The 23,097-nt window shown below is 42.1% G+C and carries 24 protein-coding genes; 6 read left to right on the top strand and 18 right to left on the bottom strand.

Annotated features, from left to right (window positions below; all coding sequences use genetic code 11):
• Window positions 1–9 precede the first annotated feature (9 nt).
• The 5 genes from isdE to EBQ12_RS05570 form a co-directional block, all read right to left on the bottom strand.
• Complete coding sequence (isdE, locus tag EBQ12_RS05590; protein WP_052320545.1) at window positions 10–897, bottom strand: heme ABC transporter substrate-binding protein IsdE; 888 nt, start codon at window positions 895–897, stop codon at window positions 10–12.
• A 76-nt stretch (window positions 898–973) separates the two neighbouring features.
• Entirely contained in the window at window positions 974–2,737 is a 1,764-nt protein-coding gene (locus tag EBQ12_RS05585) for an NEAT domain-containing protein (RefSeq protein WP_125589317.1), read from the bottom strand.
• Window positions 2,738–2,756: 19 nt separating this feature from the next.
• Window positions 2,757–3,413, bottom strand: coding sequence for a heme uptake protein IsdC (isdC, locus tag EBQ12_RS05580; protein ID WP_035702537.1), 657 nt, complete (start codon window positions 3,411–3,413; stop codon window positions 2,757–2,759).
• 20 nt (window positions 3,414–3,433) lie between these two features.
• Window positions 3,434–3,892 carry an NEAT domain-containing protein gene (locus EBQ12_RS05575; RefSeq protein ID WP_007497924.1) on the bottom strand — a complete coding sequence of 153 codons (459 nt, stop codon included), beginning with the start codon at window positions 3,890–3,892 and terminating at the stop codon, window positions 3,434–3,436.
• A 370-nt stretch (window positions 3,893–4,262) separates the two neighbouring features.
• Window positions 4,263–4,595, bottom strand: a complete 333-nt coding sequence (locus EBQ12_RS05570; protein WP_125589315.1) for a winged helix-turn-helix transcriptional regulator — start codon at window positions 4,593–4,595, stop codon at window positions 4,263–4,265.
• Window positions 4,596–4,774: 179 nt separating this feature from the next.
• Between EBQ12_RS05570 and EBQ12_RS05565 the strand changes: the two genes are divergently transcribed.
• From EBQ12_RS05565 to fosM, 4 genes are all read left to right on the top strand, one after another.
• The gene (locus tag EBQ12_RS05565; protein ID WP_125589313.1) at window positions 4,775–5,668 is read left to right on the top strand and encodes a VOC family protein; all 894 of its coding nucleotides are present in this window, start codon (window positions 4,775–4,777) and stop codon (window positions 5,666–5,668) included.
• Window positions 5,646–6,407 (top strand): GTP cyclohydrolase II, encoded by a 762-nt coding sequence (locus EBQ12_RS05560; RefSeq protein WP_008345606.1) that lies wholly within the window; start codon window positions 5,646–5,648, stop codon window positions 6,405–6,407. Before EBQ12_RS05565 ends, EBQ12_RS05560 begins: the two co-directional genes overlap by 23 nt.
• Window positions 6,394–7,485 carry a bifunctional diaminohydroxyphosphoribosylaminopyrimidine deaminase/5-amino-6-(5-phosphoribosylamino)uracil reductase RibD gene (gene ribD, locus EBQ12_RS05555; protein WP_125589311.1) on the top strand — a complete coding sequence of 364 codons (1,092 nt, stop codon included), beginning with the start codon at window positions 6,394–6,396 and terminating at the stop codon, window positions 7,483–7,485. Before EBQ12_RS05560 ends, ribD begins: the two co-directional genes overlap by 14 nt.
• A gap of 64 nt (window positions 7,486–7,549) precedes the next feature.
• Entirely contained in the window at window positions 7,550–7,972 is a 423-nt protein-coding gene (gene fosM / locus EBQ12_RS05550; protein ID WP_041091552.1) for a FosM family fosfomycin resistance protein, read from the top strand.
• A gap of 967 nt (window positions 7,973–8,939) precedes the next feature.
• On the opposite strand, the gene EBQ12_RS05545 is transcribed toward fosM, so the two are convergent.
• The 7 genes from EBQ12_RS05545 to EBQ12_RS05515 form a co-directional block, all read right to left on the bottom strand.
• A complete protein-coding gene (locus tag EBQ12_RS05545; RefSeq protein WP_048002473.1) occupies window positions 8,940–9,794 on the bottom strand; it encodes a polysaccharide deacetylase family protein in 855 nt (284 codons plus the stop codon).
• A 65-nt stretch (window positions 9,795–9,859) separates the two neighbouring features.
• Entirely contained in the window at window positions 9,860–10,189 is a 330-nt protein-coding gene (locus tag EBQ12_RS05540) for a PTS sugar transporter subunit IIA (protein ID WP_039963057.1), read from the bottom strand.
• Window positions 10,190–10,208: 19 nt separating this feature from the next.
• Window positions 10,209–10,532 (bottom strand): PTS sugar transporter subunit IIB, encoded by a 324-nt coding sequence (locus EBQ12_RS05535; RefSeq protein ID WP_007497939.1) that lies wholly within the window; start codon window positions 10,530–10,532, stop codon window positions 10,209–10,211.
• A gap of 12 nt (window positions 10,533–10,544) precedes the next feature.
• On the bottom strand, window positions 10,545–11,978 hold the full coding sequence (locus EBQ12_RS05530) for a glycoside hydrolase family 1 protein (protein WP_125589309.1): 1,434 nt from the start codon (window positions 11,976–11,978) through the stop codon (window positions 10,545–10,547).
• The gene (gene uxuA, locus EBQ12_RS05525) at window positions 11,975–13,039 is read right to left on the bottom strand and encodes a mannonate dehydratase (RefSeq protein ID WP_125589307.1); all 1,065 of its coding nucleotides are present in this window, start codon (window positions 13,037–13,039) and stop codon (window positions 11,975–11,977) included. Before uxuA ends, EBQ12_RS05530 begins: the two co-directional genes overlap by 4 nt.
• 15 nt (window positions 13,040–13,054) lie before the next feature.
• Entirely contained in the window at window positions 13,055–14,365 is a 1,311-nt protein-coding gene (locus EBQ12_RS05520) for a PTS sugar transporter subunit IIC (RefSeq protein WP_024719533.1), read from the bottom strand.
• 89 nt (window positions 14,366–14,454) lie between these two features.
• Window positions 14,455–16,413 (bottom strand): BglG family transcription antiterminator, encoded by a 1,959-nt coding sequence (locus EBQ12_RS05515; RefSeq protein ID WP_125589305.1) that lies wholly within the window; start codon window positions 16,411–16,413, stop codon window positions 14,455–14,457.
• Window positions 16,414–16,551: 138 nt separating this feature from the next.
• On the opposite strand from EBQ12_RS05515, the gene EBQ12_RS05510 reads away from it, so the two are divergent.
• A complete protein-coding gene (locus EBQ12_RS05510; protein ID WP_125589303.1) occupies window positions 16,552–16,749 on the top strand; it encodes a hypothetical protein in 198 nt (65 codons plus the stop codon).
• A 47-nt stretch (window positions 16,750–16,796) separates the two neighbouring features.
• On the opposite strand, the gene EBQ12_RS05505 is transcribed toward EBQ12_RS05510, so the two are convergent.
• The 6 genes from EBQ12_RS05505 to EBQ12_RS05480 form a co-directional block, all read right to left on the bottom strand.
• Entirely contained in the window at window positions 16,797–17,222 is a 426-nt protein-coding gene (locus EBQ12_RS05505) for a YwqH-like family protein (protein ID WP_024719536.1), read from the bottom strand.
• A 284-nt stretch (window positions 17,223–17,506) separates the two neighbouring features.
• Window positions 17,507–17,773 carry a YwqI/YxiC family protein gene (locus EBQ12_RS05500; protein ID WP_008345634.1) on the bottom strand — a complete coding sequence of 89 codons (267 nt, stop codon included), beginning with the start codon at window positions 17,771–17,773 and terminating at the stop codon, window positions 17,507–17,509.
• A gap of 37 nt (window positions 17,774–17,810) precedes the next feature.
• Window positions 17,811–18,224: a YwqH-like family protein gene (locus EBQ12_RS05495; RefSeq protein WP_125589301.1), complete on the bottom strand. Its 414-nt coding sequence runs from the start codon at window positions 18,222–18,224 to the stop codon at window positions 17,811–17,813.
• Between the two features lie 295 nt (window positions 18,225–18,519).
• Window positions 18,520–19,926, bottom strand: coding sequence for a Na+/H+ antiporter NhaC (nhaC, locus tag EBQ12_RS05490; protein ID WP_017358666.1), 1,407 nt, complete (start codon window positions 19,924–19,926; stop codon window positions 18,520–18,522).
• Window positions 19,927–20,069: 143 nt separating this feature from the next.
• Entirely contained in the window at window positions 20,070–21,491 is a 1,422-nt protein-coding gene (gene aspA, locus EBQ12_RS05485; RefSeq protein WP_017368335.1) for an aspartate ammonia-lyase, read from the bottom strand.
• 28 nt (window positions 21,492–21,519) lie between these two features.
• Window positions 21,520–22,509, bottom strand: coding sequence for an asparaginase (locus EBQ12_RS05480; protein ID WP_017358664.1), 990 nt, complete (start codon window positions 22,507–22,509; stop codon window positions 21,520–21,522).
• A 206-nt stretch (window positions 22,510–22,715) separates the two neighbouring features.
• Between EBQ12_RS05480 and EBQ12_RS05475 the strand changes: the two genes are divergently transcribed.
• Window positions 22,716–23,063: a helix-turn-helix domain-containing protein gene (locus EBQ12_RS05475; protein ID WP_017368336.1), complete on the top strand. Its 348-nt coding sequence runs from the start codon at window positions 22,716–22,718 to the stop codon at window positions 23,061–23,063.
• Window positions 23,064–23,097: the final 34 nt, after the last annotated feature.

Genomic DNA, 23,097 nt, shown 5'->3' with positions numbered 1-23,097 from the left:
ATTCGCCGCTTATGACGGGTACAACATACGAGTTAATTCATCTAATGCCTCTGCTGCCTTTAAGTTGCCTGTTGTCCCGAATAAGCTTTCTTCGAGGTCGTACACCCGGTCTTGTTTGACCGCATGAAAATGTTTCCAAATATCATTTGTTTTAAATTCTTGATCAAACATTTTGACGACTTCATCCGGCATCCCATGTGCAGCTCGGAGAATGATATCTGGATTGGCTTTTTGTAAATACTCCGTATTGGATGCCAAATACTCCATTTTCTCACCTTTTACGATGTTCTTTCCTCCTGCAATACGCACAAGATCACCGATATACGAATTCTCTGTTGCCACTAAATAACTGCCTGGTACACCAAGCAAAATGAGAACGGATGGCTTCGTCTTTCCCTTCGTTCTCTCTTGTATGTCTTTCTTTTTTTGTTCAAAATCATCCACAATGCGTTTCGCTTGTGTCTTTCTATCATATTTTTCTCCAAGCTTTGTGATGGCGTTCTCCATCTTGTCCAGGCTCTCAAGGTTGAGGTATGTCGCAGGGACAGAAGCTTGTTGAAAAGGCGTTTCTAAATCATATTGAAGGGTCGTGACAGACAGGACATCTGTCGGTTGAAGTGATTGGATGATTTCCATGTCCGGGCTCATTGGGTTACCGACTTCTGGGAGTCCTTTGTATCGAGCCGGCAAGGATTTTTGACTTGTTGGCACCCCGACAAGATCTACCTCTAGCGCATCCATGATCTCAGCAGCAGCTACAGTCGTTGCCACAATGCGGGCACTTGATGCTGCGCTTTTTTTGCCTTTCGCTGAGCTTTCAGCTGATTGTGAGCAGCCTGCTAAGAAGACGCACACACATAGAGCCGTGATCAGGGTACATAACATTCGATGCTTCAAAAAACAGAAGCCTCCTTTCGAAAAAAGGAAGTGGATGCGCCGAGATGAATGGCGCACCTCACTTAACATAGATTCTTTATCTTGTACGAGTTTGATACTTTCTGACGAGCACGAATAGTGACCCGCCGAATAAAAGAATGTACACCCAAAGAAGTGAAGTATCTCCTGTTTTCGGGTTCAGCTGACCTGTCTCAGACTTGGTTTGGTCATCTGATGGCGTAAAGGTCATCTGCTCTGCGCCCGTTTCCTCTGGTGCGAAATTCGCAAGCTGGTTTGGTTGAGAATCGTGATCATTCGGATTTTTCACAAAGCCGATGCTCTCATCGTCTCCGATCACCGTCGCAATTCCGCTTCCTTCACCACTTGCGATGCCTTTCGTATCATAGACAAGTTTGACATCGTACTGCTCATGATAATTGGCAGCTGGAATGTCAATTTTCACGCGTGCTGCCTGATCACTACTCAAACTTTTTGCTTCATATTGAATCACTCGTGTATCTGCTTTTTGATCAGCCTTTGCAACTAGCGTCTCTTCAAATTTACCGCCGGTTCCTACTTGGAACGACGTGATGGCTGAGCTGTTCTTCACAGTGTATGAAACGAAATGGCGGCCATTTTTCACCACCAATGTCGCAGGGCTCACGACGTAATCGTTCATGCGAGAAAGCTCATCTTTGTCTGCTTTCTTCATTGAAAAAGGAAGCTTGTACACTCCGTCTTTTAGCTGAACTGTCTCTTGATTCGTTCCGCCGTTCGTTGTGTCTGGTGCTGGTTTATTTGGTTTTGGTGTTTCTGGTGTAGCCGGGGTTTCTTCCTCTATTTGACCGTCCTTCAGTGGAACGATACTTTTTGAATCAAATTGAAAACGAATATCGTACGTTTGATCATAGTGAGCGGCTGCTACCACAATGTGTACTTTTCCGTTAACTGCTTTTTTCAGATCAGATACTTCAAATGAAACCACTCTTGTGTTCTTTGCTTGATCTGTGCTCACGTTTTTCACTTCTTGATAAGAACCGTTTTTCTCTATTTTCAAAGAATCAACTGACGTATGATCCTTCACCGTAAAGGAAACGGTTTGCGTTCCATTTTTAACGGTTAACGATGCTGGATGTGAGAAGTATTGGCTCATCCGAGATGCCTCATCCTCATCGCCCTTCAGCACACTGTAGTTGATACGATACACACCATCTTTTAATTGGTTCTGCGCTGAATCAACTGGTGTTGTGCCGTTTTGATCATCTGGCTTTGTTTCGCTGTCGCCTGGCGTCGTGCCGCTTTGATCATCCGGCTTTGTTTCGCTGTCGCCTGGCGTCGTACCGTTTTGATCATCAGGTGTTGTTTCACTATCGTCTGGCTTCGCAGGCGTGACAAGTGTGAGACTGCTCTCGTCGAAAGCGAGCTGTACGTCATACGCCTCATCATAAATAAAGCCGCCTAAGTCCCAGTAAATTTTGACCCAGCCATTTAATTTGGCTGATACATCGGCTACATCAAATTTGATCACACGCGTATTCGCTGTCTCATCTTCACTGACCGTTTCAGTGGTGACGAGAGAGCCATTTTGTTCGACCTTGAAATCTGTAATTTCTTTGCTTTGCTTCAGTGTAAGATAGGCAGTCGTCTTGCCATTTTCGATGACGAGCTTAGCTGGCTTTTCTGTATACGTATCCATCATGGATGCTTCAGTGCTACCATTTTTTAAAATGGTGAATCCGGCTGTATATTCACCATCAACCAATGATGCCGCCTGAGCCGTTCCTTGAGGCAGCTGAAACGCAGTCAACAAACTGAATAAAACGAGCAGAATAGCTGTCTGTAGATGAAAAAGACGTTTCAAAAGATGACACTTCCTTCCGTTAATGCTTGATGATCCACTTTCTCGCTAAAAACCCGCCTGAACATAAGACAAGCACAAGGAGCCATCCCATCTGGCTTGTATCACCAGTTTGAGGATTTTCTTCTTGTTTTGTTTTGGTGGATGAATCAGTTGTTTTGGTTGTTTCTTTTGATGATTCTTGATGTTTTGCTGCACCTGCTGTTTCTTTTGAACTGTCAGAAGAAAGTGACTTGATGCTGCTTTCATCGAATTTCAGCTGGATGGTATAGTCGTGATCATAATCAGCCGATTTGACTGTGACATGGATTTTTGACTTGATTGGTTTAGACAAACTCTGTGCTTGGAATTGAACAAGCCTTGTATTGGCTTTCTTATTCGTTGATAGGACCGTCGTATCGACATAGCCACCATTTCCCGGCACTTTAAATTCCGTTACCCAGCTGCTGTTTTTAATGGTCATTTGCACAGTCAGCTTGCCATTTTTCACGATCACTTTTGCCGGCTTCAGCCAGTAATCATTTGCCATCGAAACGGCAGTTCCTTCGGCCTTCATCACAGTGTAATTGACGGAGTATGTACCATCATTTAATGAGGCAGCCTGTGCATTTGAAAAAGGCAGTATAAGTGCCAGCAATAATGCAGCCACAAAGGCTGGCATCCTGATCCATTTTTTCATCAGATGAATTTCCTCCCTTTTTATTGAACAGTTGCTGCATCAAACTTGACGCGAATGTCGTAATTGCCTGTATATCCAATGACCGGTACAGTCACACTCACTTTAGCTGGTACAACATCTGTCAGGCTGTTGACATTGAACTCTACCGTTCTCTTATTAGCAGCTGTGTTTGTACTGATCACCTTTGCATCTTTGTAGACACCTTGATCCAATGTTTTAAAGCTTGTAATCCAAGAGCTGTTCGTTAACGTGACTTGCGCTTTGATTTTTCCATCCTTCACAACAAGCTTAGCTGGTTTTTCAAAATACGTATTTGCTGTTGACGTTGAATCACTGTCTGCTTTCCATACCACATATTGTGCTGAATATTGACCATCTGCTAAGCCTGCTGCTGAGGCAGAGCTAACCGGGGCTAGAGCAAACAATAGAACAAAGCTAAAGAATAATAAGACGTGTGATGCTGAACGAAGTGATTTCATATATATCCTCCTAATTGATATTGATAATTATTCTCAATAGATAATAAAAAAAATAACCTTTATCAGCGTATGAATCACACTCATAAATGATTATGATAATCATTATCAATTGAGTTTAAAAAATAAATCTTTGCTTTCGACAAGTCAAAGATGTCTGCTGCTACATGATGTAGTGATACACGGTTTAGGTAATCTGTCCCATTCATGATACCATGGCATAACCTCCCCATTCCATTACAGGGAAAAGAACCCTCTTCTCCTTGATATTATATGATGAATGAATTTATTGTCAACATCATTTTTCATACTATTGACTTAGATTTCTGGAAAATCACAAAAAAAATCGATCAGGGACACTGATCGAAATTGATTAAGAAGGGATATGTTCACCCTTTTCACTATTTTTACGCTCTAAAGACCAAGCATACATTTCCCGTATGACTGGTTCAATTTTCTTTCCTTGTTCTGTTAGTTCATATTCAATCCGCACGGGAATGTCGGGATATACTTTTTTCTCAACAAGGCCTTCAGCTTCTAGATCTTTCAGCCTTTCTGATAATAACCGTCCGCTGATGTTCATTTCATTTTCAAGCTGACAAAAACGTTTTGGCCCTGTCAAAAGCTGATTGATGATGAGAATCACCCACTTCTTCCCTAAAATCTCCATGGCATCTGTAATTGGGCAGCCATCTACTTGAGCCATACTTTACTCCCTCCTGCTTTTCTCTACTTTTTTTCATTATAACATAATTAATTACTTGAAATAAGTTACTAACTATTATATAGTTTAGTTACTAAAAGTAACAAGGTAATCATTTTTATCAATTTTCAATAAACCATTGAACATGCAGATGCATATAACATGAAGGAGATGACCGAGCTTTGAATACAATAGAGCAGGTAAGATTAGGTGTAACAGAATTACATGTGTCCAGCTTTGAGCGTTCTTTGCCTTTTTATACAGACATTTTAGGTTTTACTTTATTAGAACAGACGGATTCTACTGTCACGCTTGGCAGCAACGCAAAGGAACCAATCCTTGTGCTGAAAGAAGATGTGCAGCTGAAAGAGAAGCCGGATCATGAGCCAGGACTTTATCATTTTGCGGTTTTATTACCTACCAGAAAAAACCTGGGCACATGGCTGGCGCATGTGATCAAAAAAGGCTATCCTTTAATTGGAGCGAGCGATCACTTTTTCAGTGAAGCCATTTATTTAAGTGATCCAGATGGCATCGGCGTTGAGATTTATGCTGATCGTCCTCAGGACATATGGGTAGGTGAGCATGGAGAGCTGAAAGGTGGCGGAAATGCTCCGCTTGATGGAGATGGTCTCCTGCAAGAAGCCGCTGATTCCACCTGGGAAGGACTCCCGGCTGGTACAGTCATGGGACACTTGCATTTCCATCTCAACCCAGAAGAAGCCGATTCCTTTTATGTGAACACGCTCGGTTTCCATATCCGAATGGCTCCCCCAGCCAGCTTATTCGTTGCTGGTGGCGTCTATCATCACCACCTTGCCTTTAATGCATGGGGACGCGGGAGAAAAGGAGCCATTGATCCACGTTTTTCAGGAATTAGAAGCTATACACTGGTTTTCCCAAAAGAAAGCGATAGAACATCCGTCGTCGAACGTCTGACAAAAGCAGGCGTTCACATGAACACGACAGGAAAAAGTAACGAATTTATTGATCCATTTGGCGTTCTCGTTCGTTTACAGATTGAAGAAACAGACAAAAAAGAAGGTGCAGAATATGGACAAACACACAGAGGTTAAAACAGCCATTTTAAAAGATAAAATCAAACGAGTACAGCAAGAAGACGGATTTATATATATCACTGGACCTATTAAACTGCCAGTGAATTTAGACGGTAGAACGGTCATGTTTAACTGGTATTCATGGTTAAAAGATGACGGGAAAGAACCATTATCAGATGAAGCTTTAATCGAAAGCCTTTCCTCCCGTGAGCTTGCAGATCACCAGCAATCAAGCGTCCTTGTTTACGGAGATTTCGAACATGCTGATGAAGCGCTGATCCGCATGCATTCCATCTGCCACACCGGCGATATTTTCGGAAGCAAACGCTGCGATTGCGGGTTCCAATTGAAACAGTCTATGCGAATGATTGAGGACAATGGAGCAGGCGCACTGTTTTATTTAGCCAACCATGAAGGACGCGGGATCGGTCTTTTCAGTAAAGCCATGGCCTACATCTTGCAAGAAAACGGCTACGATACAGTAGAAGCAAACGAAGCACTGGGCTTTGAAGATGATACACGTCAATATGAAGAAGCGATTGCTGTTCTTCAAACACTTCGTACAAAGCCAGTCAGACTTATCACAAATAATCCGAAAAAGACGGATGCCATCAGCCATGCAGGCCTTTCTCTTTCTGGACGGATTCCACTTTGGGGTGATGTCTCTGAGTTCAATGAGAAATACTTGCAGACAAAAATTAACCGCTCAGGTCATATGAAGGCGGATCAAGAGGTGCGTACGATTGCCACATCATGAGCGATATATGAAACTAGCCCTTGAAAATGCTGAAGCAATGAAAGGTCAGACATCTCCCAATCCGCTTGTCGGGGCTGTGATTGTGCGAGAAAATGAAATTGTTGGGGTCGGGGCGCATATGAAGGCCGGCGAACCACATGCAGAAATTCATGCACTTAAAATGGCTGGAGACAAGGCAAAAGGTGCCACGATCTATGTAACACTAGAGCCTTGTTCCCACCATGGCCGCACAGGCCCATGCGCTGAAGCACTTGTGAAAGCTGGCGTAGAAAAAGTCGTCGTTGCTGCACTGGATCCGAACCCGCTTGTTGCCGGGCGCGGGATTGCCATTTTACAAGATGCAGGTATTCAAGTCATCACAGGCGTCATGGAGCAGGAATCCATTCTCATGAATGAAGTGTTCAACCACTTTATTACGAAAAAAACGCCTTTCGTGACACTCAAAGCAGGCATTACGTTAGACGGAAAAATTGCATCTGCTACGTCTGACAGCAAGTGGATTACATCAGAAACGTCCCGTTATGATGCGCACCACATTCGCAGTATCAACGATGCGATCTTGGTCGGTGCGCAAACCGTCATTCACGACGATCCTTCATTAACAGCACGGATTCCAAACGGTCATCATCCAATTCGAATTGTCTTAGACTCTAAGCTGTCTATCCCGCTGACGGCAAAGGTGGTCACGGATCAAATGACGCCAACATGGATCTTTACAACAAAACAAGCCGATGAAGAAAAACGAGCTGTTTTAGAAGCAGCTGGCGTCAGCGTCATCATGACGGATAGCGATATCCGGGTGCCCTTACAAGAAGTACTTCAAGTGCTCGGAGAAAGAAATATCTCCTCCCTGATGATTGAAGGCGGAGGACAAATCAATGCCTCATTTTTAGAACAGCAGCTGGTCGATAAACTCGTCATCTACATGGCGCCCAAGCTCATTGGCGGACGACTCTCTCCTTCTTTTTTCGGAGGCGAAGGCATACGCCTCATGAGTGATGCAATTGAACTCGATCAACTCTCTCTTGAACCACTCGGAAAAGATATAAAGATAACGGGTTATCCTGTTTATCAATAAACAACAAAGCTTGTAGATTGAGTCTGCAAGCTTTTTTCTCATCATTGAATTTGAGGTGATTAAATTGAACATCAAAGGAATAAACCATTTATTATTTTCTGTTTCTGATTTAGAGACATCTATTGATTTTTACACAAAGGTCTTTAATGCCAAATTGTTAACAAAGGGCAGAACGACAGCTTACTTTGATTTGAACGGCCTGTGGCTTGCCCTCAATGTAGAAAAAGACATTCCTCGTCAAGACATCCATCACTCTTACACACACATCGCTTTTTCTATTGATGAGGAGGATGTAGATCCAATGTATAACAAACTAAAAGATTTGAACGTCAACATCTTACCAAGCCGGCCAAGAGACGAAAGAGATCAGAAGTCGATTTATTTCACAGACCCTGATGGACATAAATTTGAATTTCATACAGGAACCTTGAAAGATCGATTGGATTATTACAAACTAGAGAAAACACATATGGAGTTTTATGAATGAAACGCAAAGAAAAACAGAGAGGAAACAACAAGGTGCTATTCGTCATTAAATAGGAAAGATGGTAAAATATACATAGAAACGTGTTGCAAACGATAGTCCTCCCCCCTTCCATACTAAAGGTGTTTTTATGCCTAGAAAGGAGGGGTCAGTTTGAGAACAAAACTTGTGCGTTCACGCGTTGAGAGACGCAAAAACAAAAAGAAAAAAGCTTGTACCTGTAAGTACAAGCTTTGGTTCCTTATCTTAAATTCAATCCGAACTCTAGTCCAGTTCATCATATGGATTTTAGATAAGAGAACGTTCTGAATGAACCCTTAAGATGATAATGAAAAATAAAGCGGCACCTTCATTACCCCTAGTCAAGGTAATGCTGGTTCTATCTCGTTTCTGTTTTTTGGAGGGCTGCTTTATTTTTTCATATTATTTCAGTTTATTCCTCACATTTTAAATTTATACATAGAAAAAGCACACGGTAGTCAGCCGAGTGCCCAAATTAAATTTCTTTTCAGTTGTATGGTGAACGTTCAAGAAATTCACCTTGAAGCTCTCGTGCTTCAGTTTGAAAACTAGTTCAACTTAGTCCGAGTTGAACAAAAAACTTGTGCAACAATATGTTACCATAAGTAACAATTTGTTACCATAGTTAAGCTTATTTTTTAATCTTACTTATTCATTTCAAATGCAGAATTTTCATTATTTCAAATAAATTATACAGCTTTTTGTTATGCAATGAATCAAATATACTGAACAACACTCAAAATAACTTTCAAGTATAATAACCTGTACTTTTCTTCTAAGCCCTCCTACTTTCTATTGGCAATTGTAAGACCTTATTAAGTTAAATAAAAAAGAATCAGTATATAAAAAACTGATTCTTTCTGCATACATTTATCTCAAACAAATCGTATTTAATCCACGAAACTTGTCGTAAAATGTTTCATGTGAAACATCTGTGATCTAATATTGATCAATTTCCCTCTATCAGCCTGCCAAAGCTTTCGGGTGAAAGTCCCGGTGAAATGCGCAGGCGGTGTAAGGACATCATGCCTTGTTCCTTTTTCGCATGTCCTGGTTCAGTGGTCACAGCCATTTCATATCCTGCTTCCTTCGCCAGCTTCAGCGTGTCTTCGTTATAGCGACCGACCGGATAGCTGACCATGACCGTTTGTTGGGAAAACCGCTGGTCAAAGAATACCTTCGATCCTTTTAATTCTTCTTCCTGCTGCTTCTGTGATAAACGATTGAGCTCTAAATGATGAATGGTGTGACTCTCTATTGAAATACCATGCGCCACCATATCATCCATTTGGGCATCGGTTAAATGATGCGGGCGGCCGATGGACTGCTCGATCATAAAAATCGTGGCTTTCATTCCATATTCCTTTAAAATCGGAAATGCCTTTGTGTAGTTATCCGTATATCCATCGTCAAATGTGATAAGAACATACTTTTCACTTGGTGTCGAATTGGTCGCGAGAACTTGATATGCCTCTTTCGGCGACAGCGTGACATAGCCGTTGTCTTTCAGCCATTTCATATGAGCTGCAAATTCGCTTTTTGGCACACGTAACGAATTACCGCTAGAGATACTGTGATACATCAAGATTGGAAGCGCAACGGGTTCCTTTTGCTGAATCCAGTTTTGTTTGTCTATCTCTGCTGCTTCAATTTGCTGCGTTTCTGTTGTTTCTTTCGTTTGTACTTGACCCTTTACCTCTTTGATGGCTTGCTGGTTTCCTTCTGTTTGCTGTTTCGTACCCATACAGCCCGAAATGAGCAGCATGACTAGACCAACTGCAAGCCACATACATGTTTTTTTCATTCACCAATCCCGCTTTCTCTTTATCTACCGAATGATTATAACAGAAATTGGTTAATAACGGATATCTATTTTGACAGGGTATTCATTTTTTTACACATTTCGATCATTTCAATGGCAAGCAGATGGATGGTCTCTGTTGTGAGCATTTGGTCTTCTGCATGTATGAGCAGTAAAGAAAAGGGAAGCTGTTCCCCCGCCGCCTCTTTTTGTATCAGCGACAAGTGAAGGTCATGGATGCTTCGAAACGCTTCCTCCCCTTTTTCAATCAACTGCTGCGCTGCTTCAAAGTCATCCGCTCTTGCTAGACGAATGGCTTCTACATAATAGCTTCGTGCCTCACCTGCATGGGCAATGATTTGAAAGGCTGCTCCCTGCATTTCCTCTAATACCGTCATCTGCTTCTCCTCCGAATGCTCAAGATTCATTTGCTAGTTTCAGTGCATGTTCTAGAATTTTTTCTCCATTCGCCGTTCCATATAATCTTACATTTATCACATCGACAGGTATATGATAAGGTGCCGCTGTTTTTTCTGCTGCCTTTCTCATAAAGCTAACTTGCGGTCCTAGCAAAATGACCTTTACATCGTCCCCATGCTCTTCTAATTCATCCGCAATGGCCCCTTCAGGTATCGCATAAATTTCATAATCCAGCCCTTTTCCTTCTGCGGCTGCCTTCATTTTAGATACCACAATCGACGTCGACATTCCTGCTGCACAAGCGAGAATGATTCGCTTCATATCCCATCACTCCTATTGATAAATGACATCTGGTTCATCCCTTAATTTCCTCGTTTGGATTAATGTCTTGTACCAGTACCCTGACGCTTTCATCTGACGATTCCGTTCATTCTCCAGCTGGATCTCTACTAATCCGTAGCGATTCTTGAATGCATTCATCGGTGAGACATTATCCGTAAAAGCCCACAGCATATATCCCTTGCAGTTTGAACCTTCTTTTTTCGCTTGAAGGGCTTTTTTCAAATGCTGGCTGATAAATGAAATTCGGTACTGATCATCAATGATGCCGTCTTCGTTTTTAAACCGCTCTTCCTGCTCGACCCCCATACCGTTTTCAGCCACAAACCACTCGATATTGCCGTATTCTTCTTTTATTCTCATGCCCATATCATAGACGATATTCGGATAGATTTCCCAGCCTCTGAATGGATTCATTTTTCTCCCTGGGAGCTCAAATAGATCGTAATAATAAGATGGATGAAACGGTGTATTTTCGTTCCAAGCCTTGCTAGGTGCCTTAACGCGATGCGGATAGTATAAATTAAGACCGACCACATCGACTGTATGATCTTTAATGATCTGAAGCTCTTCTTCCGTTGCATCGAAAAGAATGTCATGCTTTTTCAATACATCAAGCAGTTCTTCTGGATACACGCCTTTAATGGAGGGATCTAAGAACACGCGATTAAAAAACAAATCATACATGCGGGCAGCTTCTTGATCATGCGACGCAGTCGATCTCGCATACGTCACTTCTGGATTGAGAATGACCCCGATTTTTGCACCGGCTGATTCCTTCAAGCCCATTTCCTGAAACAGCTTCACCACTTTTGATGTCGCCAAGGCTTTATGATAGTTCCACTGCATCCATTTCTTCGTATTTTGCTCGAAAGGATAACGAATAGCATCTAGATACACACGAGTCTGAACAACAATCGGTTCATTAAAGGTAAACCAATGTTTGACCCGGTCTCCATAGCGTTCAAACACCTTTTCTGCATAGAGAACAAACAGCTCGACAACATGTTTAGATGACCAGCCGCCGTACTTTTCAAGCAAAACGGCAGGAAGCTCATAATGCTCTAAGCAAAACATTGGCTCTACACCTGCTTCAAGTAATTCATTGATGAAATCATCAATATAACGAGCATAGGCCTCATCTACAATTCCATTCTCGTAATCGATGAGAAACCTCGACCAATTGATCGATGTCCGGTAATGAGATAACCCAATTTCCTTCATAAGGGCGACATCTTCAGGATAGCGCTCGTAAAAATTCGTTGCTCCTGCTGGTCCGTATCCTTCGTGCCATACGTGATACCCCTCCTTATACCAAAGGTCTATATACGAATCCTGATGCGGTTTCTTCCCTTTCCAACCCTCCGTCTGCCAAGCAGAAGCCGCAGCACCTAGAATAAAGTCATTGGGTATGTCGATTTTGTTCATGTTGCCACCTGACCTTTCTTCGTGTGAATTTGAAGTCCTTCCCACATCCCTTGTAAATACATAGCTCCAAGTGCCCGGTCGTATAATCCATAGCCAGGTCTGCCCGTCTCACCAAAGATCATTCGTCCATGATCTGGCCGAACATAGCCAGCAAATCCTTCCTTAAACAATACGTTCACAATCGCTCCCATATCGAGGCTACCTGCTGACGACAGGTGTGCCGACTCTTCAAAATCACCGTTTTCATACAAATTGACATTGCGTAAATGAGCAAAGTGTATACGCCCTTTTTTAGCATACTTTCTCGCAAGTGCAGGAACATCATTTTTCGCATTACAGCCTAGGGAACCGGAACAAAAGGTCAGTCCATGCTGTGAGCGTTCATCGAGCTGAAGGATACGATCTATTTGTTCTTCACAGCTGACAATGCGGGGCAGACCAAATATGTTCCAAGGAGGGTCATCTGGATGCAGTGCCATGTTCATGTTCTCTTCCGCTGCAACTGGAAGGATATTTCCCAAGAAATAGTCTAGGTTCTCAAACAACCCTTCCTCCCCCAATGCCCTGTATGCAGCCATCAACTTTCTCATTTCTTCCTGCGTATAAGACGTATCCCACCCTGGTAAGGAAAGTCGATCTTTTTCTATATCCATCTGTTCAAGCTGATGCTGAAAATAAACAAGGGTCGTCGATTGATCGGCTAGTGGGAAATCAAGCTCTGTTCGTGTCCAATCAAGGACTGGCATGAAGTTATAACAAATGACCTTCACACCATGCCTTGCTAATCTCCGAATATTTTCTTGATAATGCTCGATATAAACATCCCGGCTAGGCTTTCCCAGCTTAATATCTTCATGAACCGGGAGACTTTCTACGACTTCAAAAGCAAGATCGTGACGTTCAATTTCCGCTTTTAAATGAGCAATACTTTCCTCCGGCCACAGATCACCAGCCGGCACATCATAGACTGCACTGACAATCCCTTTCATGCCTGGAATTTGCCGAATATATGAAAGGGAGACAGGATCTTCTTTGCCATACCATCTAAATTGCATGTTCATTCATGAGCCCTCCTTCTATTCTGAATCAGGTGCTGCTTCTGGCTTCCGGTTGGATAAGAGGACAAAAGGTAAATAGATGAAAACAGCGACAACAATACAGATAAGCTGTGTGATGACGGCCCCCATACTGCCAGCGGTAGACAGCCAAGCATTCACAATCGGAGGTGTCGTCCACGGCACCATCACCACCGCTTTCCCGGCAAAACCTGTAGCGGTAGCGATATAACCAATCGTACCTGTCACGAGTGGTGTAACGATAAACGGAATTGCCATCACAGGGTTCAACATGACAGGTAATCCGAAAATAACTGGTTCATTGATGTTAAACAGTCCAGGTCCTGATGAAAGCTTGGCAATGCTCCGCATCTCTTCCCTTCTTCCTGCTATAAAAATGGCGATCAACAGACCAATCGTCACACCCGAACCACCAATGCTCATATACACATCCCAAAATGGCATCGTGATAATATTTGGAATCTCTTTGCCCTCTTGAAATGCTGTCATATTCACTGCAATTGATCCTAATAACAGCGGCTCGCGAATCGGTTTAATCATTTGGTTGCCATGAATACCGATCACCCAGAAAAATTGAGCCACAAACATTAACGTTAAAATACCAGGCAGTCCCTGCACAACACTTTCAAGTGGACGCTGCACGACGTTATACACCGCTTCATGCAAATAAATGCCTGTCACACGGTGAAACGCAAATCCGAATGAACTAATGATCGTAATCGTAATAATTGATGGGAAAAGTGAAGAAAAAGATGTCGCCACATTTGATGGAACAGAATCTGGCATCTTAATTTGCAGCCACTTCACCTCGGTAAGCTTACAAAAGATTTCTACAGAGACGATGGCAATGATCATACCCAAAAATAAGCTTTTTGGATCGGAGAATTGCCTCGCCAGCACATCGACAACCTCACGCATCGATCCATCGACTTCAAGAAGAAGTGTCGTCGGAATAACGGATATAAATGAAATCAATGCCATTAATCCTGGGAATAATGATTTATGTCCATTGATTTTCCCAAGCTCAATCCCGATGAGGAACACAGCCCCGATCGTTAAAAAGTTCAGCGTGGCATAATTGATTGCCTTCATAATTGGCTGAAGCTCTGCTAAAAACCTGAATATCTCAAAATGGGCAAGCCCCGTTTCCGGGCTCATGATCATATTTGCGACCAGTACAGCAAATGCCCCCGTAATGATAATTGGCATTAATGTGACAAATGCTTGCTTAATCGCCATAATATATTTCTGATTTGTAATACGATAAGCGACATGTCCCATGACGTCGGCCGCTCTCTCTTTAAAGCTCATGATCCGTCTCCCCCTTTACAAAAACTCGTGATCATCCTCCTTTTTGATGTTATTTTAAAAGCGCTTTCATTAACATCCAATCTTTTTCCTCACAGATGCGGAAATGGGTATCCTTTTTTTTCATCTGGCTGTTCCAACACGTGCAGCGCCGCCGTCAGTTCTTCAAATGAAGCAGCTTTGATGATTTGCTCCACCACTTCCTTCTGCTCTGTCAAACGCACAAGAAATTGATAAAGTGACTGCAATTCTTTCTGATACGTCTTCTGTATACTTAACAAACAGACGACCTGTACCCGATCGTCGCCCCACAGCACTGGTTTTCTCAACGTACAGATCGCACAAAACGTATCATCTGTTGCCGGTTTGATTGGGTGAGGGATCGCGACCAAATGACCGAACGACGTAGGTGACACTTCCTCTCTTTCCAGCAATAGCTGTTCAAAATCATCCGGGATTCGGTTTTGTTCCTGCAATACATTCACGAAAAATTGAAGAACCTCTTCCCTTGTTTGTAGATCTTGCTGAAAAAAAGTCATCTTCGGACTGATATATCGCAAGACACCCATTTCTTGTGACCCCTGCACAAATCGTTTCAGCCTCAACATATCGTCTTCACTGAGGATCGTATGTACATCAATCACTGGCACAGGTAGTGTGTTCTGAAGCGGGATGGTACTAATGATCAAATCGATACTTCTCAAGTCATACGACAAAAGGTCACTGACACTTGCAGTTCCAGCAATCTCTAGCCTTTCGCTAAAGGCGGCCTTCAGCTTATGGAGAAGAAGCTGACTGCTCGCGACACCCGTTGCACACACAATCAAGCATTTTTTTCTCACAGTCTGAGTTTTTGTCCGCTCTATGGCAGCACCAATATGCAGCGCCAAATATCCGATTTCATCTTCATGAATCTCTACATTCTCTTTTTCCTTCAGCCATCTTCCCATATAGACACCTGCTTCAAAAGCAATCGGATAATGCCTTTTTATGTCTGATAAATAGGGGTTACGGATGTTCATATCATATCGGAACCGATGAATCGCTGATCTCAAGTGAAGACTTAGTCCCACAATCAATTCCTTGTCTGTCTGAATATCAAGTGACATGTGCTCTTCGACATAACCAAGTAATTGGTGAGTTAAACGGAAATGCTCTTCATCTAGCATGTGAAATAGCGTGTGGCCCGTTTCTCCATACGCCATCATTTTTGCCCCCATTAAATGAATCGCAATATAGGCCATTTCAGATAATGGAAAATCTATACCGAGTACGTGACGCATATCTTCTGCCATTTGCCTCGCCACTTGAAAAGCGGGCTGTGTTTGAATGTCTTTGAGTTCTCCTTCCGGCATCATCACCAATTTTTTCTCTTCAATTCGTTTGCACGCAATGGCGATATGTGTCACTAAGTTGCTTAAACCGATCTCTGAGACATGAAGGCCGCTTGCCTTTGTACGTGAACGCACCATATCTTGAATCAATTGATACGTTTCTTCAGGTAAAAGGGCAGGGTTCGGATGCTCTTGCTGAAACACATGCTCAGCTAGACAATACCTTAATTTCATTTCATCTCCAGTCAGCCTCAGTCCATATTTAGGTCGGTGTGCAACAGAAAGTCCATGTAAAGAAAATAGATGCTTGACTGCTTTCAGGTCATTTTTCACAGTAGATTCACTCACAAATAATTCCTCGGCCAATTCATCTAATTTCATATAGTCTTCGGACAACAAAAGCCTTCTCAATAAATAAGAGATACGATCCTCCGGCTGATTTGGAATGACTTGATTCTTTTTTTCATTTCTTTCTCTCATTGAGTTTTTCAAAAAAGTACGAAATGCTCCATAATCTTCGACAGTCAATGTATACCCTGCTCCACGTTTCATATGAAGTGTTGCCCCATGTGCTTCTAACACTGATTTAAGCGCTTTCATATCTGTTCGAACTGTTCGTGATGTGACGCCTATCAGGCGTGCAATTTCTTCACCTGTCAGCTCCTGCTCTGCCTGCATTAACCGCCTCAACAGCTCCTCCTGACGTAGAGATAACATAGACTTCCCCTCCCTTGGTCAATTACTTTTGCCTATCATCATAAACGAAAATAGAACTCTTTGCCCAGTTTTTCTTTCCGACCGGGAACTTTGTTATGGATCAAACGTATGAATATGAAACAAGAGGAGGGATACATCATGTTTGTTATCATCATCATACTAGCTTCTTTAGGCGCCATTACCGCCCACATGTTTACACCAAAAGATAAGCGTTCATCTTCTAAGCATTCTGCACATCACAGTTCAACAACCAGTAACTATACTGATTCGTATACACATCACGCTTCTGATACCTCCTGCGGTGGTGATTCAGGTGGTAGCGGCGGATGTGACTAAACCCAAAAAAACAGCCGCTTGTTCAGCCGGCTGTTTCGTTTATTTTATTAAAGAGCTTTCCAGCCCCGTTCAATTAAATGTTTGACATCCTTTGCAAAATCCTCGCCTTTTTCCATCACATCTTGGGCTCTTCCTGCAAAATTACTAGCGACAGCGAGTTCCATTTTTTTTAACTCAAAGTGCATAATTTTTTGGTCTATCTCCGTCATATAGGTTTCATACTCATTGTTCACAATGTCGTGCAGCACGTGATAGGCTTCTTTCCGATGACGGTGAAAGTCCGTTCCTCTCTCACCTTTCCATGACGAATCTAGAGCAGGCTTCTTGATTTCCTTTATGTCAGACTGCGCAAGATCTTGTTCTGTTCGAATATTACTTTTGGCTGTCTTTAACCGAGAGATCATTTCGTCAAATTCTGCACGTTTGTTTTCAATTCCCATATGCAGATGGTGCAGCATCTCGGATAAACTCATGTCATCCACCTCTATTAGACCTCATAAGAAAGCACGGCGTCAGTGTTTTTGAAACCGGGCAGATCATCTGCTTTTTCCAGTCCTGACATTTCTATCGTTCGCTTTCATTAAGTATAGTATAAGGTGAAAAGCCTTAGGCTTAAATAGGGAAAAGGTGTCCTTTTAACATGGTGTTTGGAAGAAAAACGGAATAATCTAAGGTCATAAATCCCGAATTATATATGAGTCTTTACGACTATATTTTACATCGTACTCAGCTACGCTATCAATAAAACGATTGGGGCTTATGATTTTGCCGCAATCGCTTCATCCTGTTCTTTTAGCGTCTTCACATTTGAGCGTGTATCCTGAACGTTTTTGATTAAGGCTTCTTTAAAGCTTGAGACCATTTCGCCCACCTCTGCTTCACGTGCCGTCCATTTGGTTACAAATTCAAGGCTGTTTTCACCAGCTTTATCTGCTGCTTTTTTCATTGTTAAAGCTTCAACTGCTTGGGAGACTTCATCTAGTTTATCCATCACTGTTTGGTAGTTTAACTTAATTTGTCCCATTATGATATCCTCCAGATTGGTTCAGCATGAAGCTCGCTTACAAGCTGCTCCATGCTTTTGAGATCAAGCGTTTTGCGTCTTCTCCTTTTTCAGCCAAACGTGCGGCATCTCCAGCTAAAGAGCTGGCAAAGGATAAGGCAGCCTGCTCTGCTTCTAGTGTACTGATTTTGAATTCGATTCGGCTCACGTAGCGTGGATATTTATCGCTTACGATCGTTTGCAACGCATCATGCGCTTCATTTCGTTCTGATTTGAAATCTTGGCTCCGCTCACCTTTCCAAGAGGCCCCAAGCTTTGGCTGCTTGATTTGTTTTAGGTCTGTTTCTGCGGCATCTTGTTCACGTTCAATCTTACTTTTTGCCTTTTTGAGTCGAGCAATTTTCTCTTCGATCTCTGCCTTTTTATTTGAAATGCCACCGTTAAGGGCAGACAGCATATCCGATAAGCTCATATGGGTTCCTCCTCCTGTCAAAAATAAAAACGCTGCTTAGAGTCCCTCTAAACGAGCGTAATGGTGAATCGCACTTTTTCCAATATTGTTATTATAAGGTTCAAAGACTCATGTTTGAATAGGGATTTGTGCCCTTTTTATGGTATAAATATGCTTTCAATCTGCTTCACACCACACCTTAAGCCCTCTTTTATAGGGGGTCAAAATACACAACCACCCTTCTGGAAACACACATAGTCTTACGGTCCTAGGACAAACAAAAGCCGCCCGGGGGAGGGGCGGCTTTTGCAGTGGCTTATGATGCCGATTCTTCTGAGTCTTGTTGATTTTTCACGTACCAAATGAATTTCCCTGTATATCCGTAGATGATGGCAAGACCAATGGCAACAAAGCTCAGCCACATAAATGGTAAATAAGAGAATGTCGAGACGCCTAGAATCCCTGCCATGTAAATTCCGTTATCTGACCATGGAACCATACCAGACGTAAGTGTTCCACCAACCTCAGAGTTTCTAGATAACACACGTCTGTCTAATTTTAATTTGTCATAGCTTTTTTCCATGATTTTTGGTGTAAGAATTAATGAGACATACATTGCACAACCAAAGATATTCGCAAAGAATGCTACTACAAGTGTAGACAGTGTCACATTTCCTGCATTGTGCAATTTTTTCTCGAATGTTGCGACGATCACTTTTAACACGCCTAAGTATTCAAGAACTCCACCAAAACCAAGTCCAAGAATAATGACCACTAGAGATCCTAACATATTGACAATACCGCCACGGTTCAACAGTGTATTTAAGAAATCTACATCTGAATTAATAGAGAAGCCGTTATAAGCTGTACCAAGCGCATCAGCTGGGTTCATTCCTTGGAATGCCATCGCCCAGACTGCCCCAAGCAGTGCACCAATTGCGATAACAGGCATTGACGGTTTTTTCAATACAAGTAATAGGACAACAATGACTGCCGGAATGATCATCCAAATATTAATCGTGAATGTATCCTGCAATGCTTGTTTCAAAAACTCTACTTTATCTTGATCAATATTTCTTCCACCATACATAAATCCAGTAATTGTAAACATAATAGCCGTAATAACAAAGGCCGGTATGGATAAAACCATCATGGCTCTTACATGCGCCAGCACGTCCACTTTTGAAAGAGAGGAAGCGAGCACAGTACTATCAGATAGAGGAGATAATTTATCACCAAAATAAGCGCCAGATAAAACAGCCCCAGCTACGATCGGTAATGGGATACCCAATCCTTCACCAATCGCAATCATCGCAATACCTGCCGTTCCAACTGTACCCCAAGACGTACCAGTAGCAACAGACATAATAGAACAGATAATCAGTGTAGCTAATAAGAAGATATTAGGATGAATAAATTCCAGTCCGTAATAAATTAACGTGGGTACAACACCGCCAGCAATCCATGTACCAACAAGTGCACCTACTGCAATTAAGATTAAAACAGCCTCTAATCCATTCGATATCCCTTTTGTGATCGCATTTTGAAGGTCTTTGTACGAATGCCCTAAACGAATTCCTAAAGCAATAACCATAAACCATGAGATGAACAATGCTAGCTGAATATCTAATTTGAAGTAAAGAGTGAATGATAAAACAATTGCTAAAAATAAGCCAAGTACAGACACGACTTCTAAAATAGACGGTAGACGTGGTGTTTTCATTTTGCTTCCTCCCTTTGTGCGTGCGTTAAGCGTTTTCAAAATATTGTGAAAAAAGTGTGTCAATTCGAAAGAAAGTGAATTGCCTGTTTTTCTCTTTTTCACAGGCAATTCAACATATTAATAAAATAAAATTTTTGATATTATCATCGCTCTAGGAGCTCTGCACCCGCAATGCCAGGCTTTGTCATCTCGTAAGGATTCAAAATAATATCAAGTTCTTCTTCTGTTAACACATCATTTTGCAGGCAAAGATCTCTGATCGATTGTCCTGTTAAAATGGCTTCTCTTGCGATTCTAGCCGCGGCTTCATAGCCTAAGTGAGGGTTTACCGCAGTAATGACACCTGCACTTTTTTCGACATATTCTTTCAAACGTTTTTCATTTGCTTCGATGTCCGCTAAACAGTGATCTGTGAATGAGCGGAATCCGTTATTCATTATACTAATAGATTGAAGCAAGTTAAAGACCAGAACAGGCTCCATCACATTTAACTCAAGCTGGCCTGCTTCAGAAGCAAGACAGATGGTGTGGTCGTTCCCAATGACCTGGAATGCGATTTGGTTAATGAGCTCTGCCATGACTGGATTGACTTTCCCAGGCATAATGGATGATCCCGGCTGACGGGCTGGCAATGCAATCTCAGCAAGACCTGCACGTGGGCCAGATGCCATTAAGCGAAGGTCATTCGCAATTTTAGACATGTTCATCATGCATACTTTTAAGGCAGCAGATACTTCTGTGTATGCATCTGTATTTTGCGTCGCATCTACGAGGTGCTCTGCGCCTACTAATGGCAGTCCAGAAATATCAGCAAGCTTCTTCACTACGATTTCGATGTAGCGAGGATCTGCATTGAGGCCTGTCCCAACAGCTGTCGCACCCATATTCACTTCATATAAATGCTGTTTTGATTGGTTGATTCGTTTAATATCACGGCTGAGCACACGGCTGTATGCTTCAAACTCTTGTCCTAAACGGATCGGAACAGCGTCTTGTAAATGAGTACGCCCCATTTTGATGACATGATCGAATTCTTTTGCTTTCTTTTGAAATACGTCATGCATGGCCTGCATCGTCTCAAGTAAAATGTCTAACTGCTTGAGCACTGCAATATGGATCGCCGTTGGGAACGAATCATTTGTCGATTGTGACATGTTCACATGTGTGTTTGGACTTAAATGAATGTATTCGCCCTTTTGATGTCCCATGATCTCGAGGGCTCTGTTTCCAATGACCTCATTGGCATTCATATTCATAGACGTTCCTGCGCCGCCTTGAATCGGGTCTACGATGAAATATTCATGGAATTTGCCTTCAATCACTTCATCTGAAGCTTGAACGATCGCATTTCCAATTCCTTCATATAAACGTCCGACTTCCATATTGGCTTGAGCTGCTGCTTTTTTGACAATGGCAAATGCTCGAATGAGTTCTTCATGCATGCGATATCCTGTAATCGGGAAATTCTCTTTTGCACGAAGCGTTTGAACACCATAATACACGTCTGCGGGAATTTCTTTTTCACCTAGAAAATCCTTCTCGTAACGATAAGTTGCTTGAACCATCTCGTATGACCTGCTTTCTATAGAATAGTTAAATCACTAAATCTTCTGCGATTGGCGTTTCCATAATCTTTTTCACTTCTCGTGGATCTGTTGTTTTACCTAATGCCCACATGAGCTTTGGCACGATGGCTTCTGTGTTCATGTTTCTTGAACGAGCAACCAGTTCTTGATTGATTTTACGTCCTACTTCATACACACTCATGTCTTCTCCTTCTTCGAGACACTGAGTGGTGATCACAACAGAAATGCCTTCTTCCAGCAATTCGTTGATTTTTTCTAAAAGATTTCTTCCTTCGAAAGGAATTCCGCCGCTGCCGTAGCTTTCAATGACGACTCCTTTGTACAAACCTTTGATTGAATCTAAAAACTCAGGCTTCAGTCCTGGATGCAGTTTTAATAAACAAACGTCTGTGTTCAAGGATGCATCTAATTTAAGCGGTTTCATTGATGATCTTTTTACTTTGCTATTGTATTCAATTTGATGATTTTCAATCGATGCAATATATGGGTAGTTAATACTTTCAAATGCATCGTAGCTTTTCGTTCTTAGTTTGATTGCGCGAGTTCCTTGAATGACTCTGCCATCAAACACGACGTATACGCCGCCAACACCGTCACATGCAAAACGAATCGCATCTGTAATGTTTTTCTTCGCATCTGTTTTCTTAAACGTAATTGGAATTTGTGACCCTGTAATGACAATTGGCTTATCAGGATTTTGCAGCATATACGATAGTGCTGCTGATGTATAGGCCATTGTGTCCGTACCATGCGTGACGACAAATCCGTCATATTGATCATAATTTTCATAAATGGCTGTTGCGATATCAACCCAGTATTCAGGCTGCATATTGGTACTATCTATACTCATTAGGGACTTTGTGTCCATTGTGTAGTCTGCATTAATTTCGTTTAAATAGCTTAAAAGGTCCTCAGCTTTAACACCTGGAGCTAAACCATTTTCACTTTCTACAGATGCAATCGTCCCACCAGTGGTTAAAAGCAATAATTTCTTCAACAGGTCCACCTCTTTCAGTAAAATTACTTCGTTTGTCACACATATTATAAGCCAGCTTGTGCTATTCTATAATATACGCTTTACGCGTACCTTCATTGCCATTATAGTCACATAACGCGAATTAATCAAGAAATTATTACGCATAACGCGTACACTCTTTGTCAAAATATGATATACTGTTGTTGTATATAAAGGAGCGTTCATGTATGATACTCGATCGTTTAACCACCCTTAGAAAAAAGAAAAAATGGTCTCTCCAGCATACGGCAGATCGCCTAGGTATCGCCAAAAGCACCTATGCCGGTTACGAATCTGGGTACCGACGACCTTCGCTTGAAGCAGTGAAACTGCTGGCTGATTTGTATGATACGTCCATTGATTTTTTACTTGGTAGAACGGACGAGCCAGAGATACAACGCAAAATCTCTGATATCAAAATTGAGCTGACGGAAGCAAAAGAAGGAACCATCCATGTAGACGGCGTTCCACTAACAGATGAAGAAATCAAACAGCTTGTTGCCTTTATTCGGGCGAAAAACACTCTGAAAGTATAAACAACACAAAAAAGAGAGGTCCCTGTCATAGAGG

Origin of the sequence: Bacillus sp. 2B09, from assembly GCF_003946835.1 — a bacterium.
GTDB lineage: Bacteria > Bacillota > Bacilli > Bacillales > Bacillaceae > Bacillus > Bacillus altitudinis.
This window is presented reverse-complemented; position numbering and strand designations above follow the sequence as displayed.